Consider the following 3,770-nt stretch of genomic DNA (forward strand, 5'->3'; position numbering starts at 1 on the left):
ACTCCATCATCCATCGCGACCAGCGCGACCGAGGAACTCAAACTCATCGAAACAGGTAATCCTTCAACTCGCCCTGCGGGCGGACTTGCTACGAACCGGTGGACTCACCCAACCCTGACACGCAGGGGACCGCCGCCTCGACGGTCGAAACTGCTTGCGTACTCATATGTCACTCCTGAATCGGAGTTACACCGAAAACCGTACAGTCCCCGGTCGACCGGCACCGAAATGAGCTCGACCGTGCCACTGCGAACCTTCTGTCCCTGTGGACTGGTGCAGCGTCCGAGGCGTGGGGACGCACGCAGGCCGACTGGCAGAGCGATCTCGGGGAGATGACGGCTGCGGCCGCCGAGCTGTCGTCCGCCGTCCGTCAGGCCGCGAATGCGTACCGAGACGTCGACGACGCCGTCGCTCGCGCCTGGAGCATCTGAGTGCACACGGGCAGAGGCAGAAGCGCCCGCATAGGCCCTGGCACGGATCGCAGAGGGATTCGCGGAGCCAGACTGCTCGTGCGCCTGGATCCATCCGTCGCGCTGCGTGAGGCGATCAATGCTCTCCGCGGTGCTCGCTTCGCGCTCGACACGACCGCACGACAGCCGCAGCTCACCGCGGCCGCCGCACCATGGGCGGCGCAGGCACTGACGATCGGCAGGCCCGCTTCGCGCCTGGCGCTACCCGTCTCCGAGTACGGCGACTTCCCCATGAACTTGATCCCTTTCTTCTGGCCTCGGGTCGCGTTAGCGCTCTCGATTGCATGCGCAAGGACAACGGATGCCGGAACCGAGCTTGTGTTCTTCGCGCACCCCTCCATGCTCCGAGCAGGAGACAGGACGAATGACAGCGGCCCCCTCATGAGTAAGGCGTACGCGACACTGCAACGGCAATTGGGAAGCGCCGGAGCACTGCTGCATCACGAGCCCCTTTCAACGATCGACGATGACAGCTGCCCTGCATCACCGGCATTTGTACGGAGCCAGCTCGGCTGGAGCTGAGTTCGCCGAGCGGCTGCGCCGCACGTTCGGGAGGAGATCGCAGGCTCAAACCTCCTCCCGAACGAGAGTTTCCCTCCCGAGGCGCGCGGAATCTGGTTTCACAGCGGGAGCGGCGGCATCCGAATGACATGATCTAGGGATGCTCCTCGATCCCGCGACGCTCCCCGACGGCGCCGATGCGGATGCCGTGTACCTGGCGTTCGTCGAATGGGCGGAGTCGACCGGCATCCGCCTCTATCCCGCGCAGGATGAGGCCGTGATCGAGATCGTCTCAGGCAACAACCTGATCCTGTCGACGCCGACCGGCACGGGCAAATCGCTCGTCGCGGTCGGCGCGCACTTCGCGGCCATGGCCTCGGGTCGTCGTTCGTACTACACCGCGCCGATCAAAGCGCTGGTGAGCGAGAAGTTCTTCGCGCTCGTCGACGTCTTCGGCGCGACGAACGTCGGCATGATCACTGGTGACTCCTCGGTCAACGCCGACGCCCCCATCATCTGCTGCACGGCTGAGATCCTCGCCAATGTCGCGCTGCGTCAGGGGACGGATGCCGAGCTCGGCCAGGTCGTCATGGACGAGTTCCACTTCTATGCCGACCCCGATCGCGGCTGGGCGTGGCAGGTGCCGCTGCTCGAGCTCCCGCAGGCGCAGTTCGTCCTGATGTCGGCGACCCTGGGAGACGTCACCGAGCTCGCCGCCGACCTCACCCGGCGCACCGGGCGGGAGACGGCATCCGTCACGGGCGTCTCGCGCCCTGTGCCCCTGCACTACTTCTATGAGCTGACGCCGATCCACGAGACGATCGAGGATCTGCTGAACACCGGGCAGGCGCCGATCTACATCGTGCACTTCTCGCAGGCCGCGGCGATGGAGCGGGCGCAGGCGCTGTCGAGCACGAAGATCGCGACCCGCGAGCAGCGCGACGAGATCGCGGGGCTGATCGGCGGGTTCCGCTTCACCACCGCATTCGGCAAAACGCTGTCGCGGTTCCTTCGTGCGGGCATCGGCGTGCACCACGCCGGGATGCTGCCGAAGTACCGGCGACTCGTCGAACAGCTCGCTCAGCGAGGCTTGCTGCGGGTGATCTGCGGCACCGACACCCTGGGCGTCGGCATCAATGTGCCCATCCGCACCGTGCTGCTCACCGCTCTCACGAAATTCGACGGCACCCGCATGCGGCAGCTGAACGCCCGCGAGTTCCATCAGATCGCAGGTCGCGCGGGTCGGGCCGGCTTCGACACTGCGGGCACCGTGGTGGCGCAGGCCCCCGAGCACGAGACCGAGAACGCCGCCGCGGTCCGCAAGGCAGGAGATGACCCGAAGAAGAAGCGCAAGATCATCCGCAAGAAGGCGCCGGACGGGTTCGTGTCGTGGGGCGAGCCGTCGTTCCGAAAGCTCATCGACGCCCAGCCCGAGACGCTGACCTCGCACATGCAGATCACGAGCGCGATGATGCTCAACGTGATCGCCCGCGGCGGTGACATCTTCGCCAATATGCGCCGATTGGTATATGACAACCACGAGCCGCGAAAGAGGCAGCGCGAGCTCGCCCTCAGGGCACTCGCGATCTACCGCACACTGCTCGAATCGGGCGTGGTGGAGCGGATCGCTGGCGGCTCGACAGAATCGGTTCCCAGCATCCGCCTGACCGTCGACCTGCAACCGAACTTCGCTCTGAACCAGCCGCTGTCGCCGTTCGCCCTCGCCGCCTTCGAGCTGCTCGACCCCGATCCCGCCGCGACCTCGGGAACAGGTCAGTACGCGCTCGACATGATCTCGATCGTCGAGGCGACCCTCGACGACCCGCGCGCTGTGCTGAGCCAGCAGGAGTTCCTCGCCCGGGGCGAGGCGGTGGCCGCGATGAAGCAGGAGGGCATCGAGTACGACGAGCGCATGGAGCTGCTGGAGCAGATCACCTACCCGAAGCCGCTCGACGAGCTGCTGAGCGCCGCCTTCGAGACGTTCGGCGCCGCGCAGCCGTGGATCCGCGACTTCGAGCTGCATCCGAAATCGGTCGTGCGCGACATGTACGAGCGAGCCATGTCGTTCGGGGAATATGTCGCGTACTACAAGATCGCCCGCTCCGAGGGCGTCGTGCTGCGCTACCTGTCGGATGCCTATCGCGCCGCCTCGCAGACGATCCCCGAGGAGCTCAAGGACGACGACCTGCGCGATCTCATCGAGTGGCTCGGCGAGCTCGTCCGCCAGGTCGATTCGAGCCTGCTCGACGAGTGGGAGACCCTTCGTCTCGCCTCGCTCTCTGAGGAATCGCCTCCGGTGTCGCGCTCGTCGTCGGATGCCGAGGAGCCGGTCGTCCCGCCCGCGCCGAAGCGCCTGACCTCGAACGTGCGCGCATTCCGCATCCTGGTGCGAAACGAGCTGTTCCGCCGTGTGCAGCTGGCCGCCCGGGAGGACGTCGATGCGCTCGCGGAACTCGATCCCGGCTTGGGAGCTACGGGATGGGATGCCGCGCTCGACGCGTACTTCGCGGAGCACGACGAGATCCTCACCGGCGCGGACGCCCGAAGCTCACGGCTCCTGCTGATCACCGAGGGCGCGGCCGAGTGGACCGTGCGCCAGATCATCGATGACCCCGCTGGCGACCACGACTGGGGGATCTCCGCGACCGTCGATCTTGCGGCATCCGATGAGGAGGGCACCGCCGTGGTCACCGTGACCGGTCTCGACCGCCTGTAGCGCCCCCGCCCCCGCCCGCCCGCGCCCGCCCCGCCCCCACTCCCGCCCCGGTTTCGCGGCCGACGCCCCATCTGCCCGGCGAC

2 protein-coding genes are annotated in these 3,770 nt (G+C 66.8%); both read left to right on the top strand.

Annotated elements, in window-relative coordinates; genetic code table 11:
• Window positions 1-179: 179 nt before the first annotated feature.
• Window positions 180-431 carry a WXG100 family type VII secretion target gene (locus tag QM568_RS06900; protein WP_415137169.1) on the top strand — a complete coding sequence of 84 codons (252 nt, stop codon included), beginning with the start codon at window positions 180-182 and terminating at the stop codon, window positions 429-431.
• 700 nt (window positions 432-1,131) lie between these two features.
• Window positions 1,132-3,687, top strand: coding sequence for a DEAD/DEAH box helicase (locus QM568_RS06905; protein WP_415137167.1), 2,556 nt, complete (start codon window positions 1,132-1,134; stop codon window positions 3,685-3,687).
• Window positions 3,688-3,770 lie beyond the last annotated feature (83 nt).

Origin of the sequence: Microbacterium sp. (assembly GCF_047607465.1) — a bacterium.
Classification (GTDB): Bacteria; Actinomycetota; Actinomycetes; order Actinomycetales; family Microbacteriaceae; genus Microbacterium.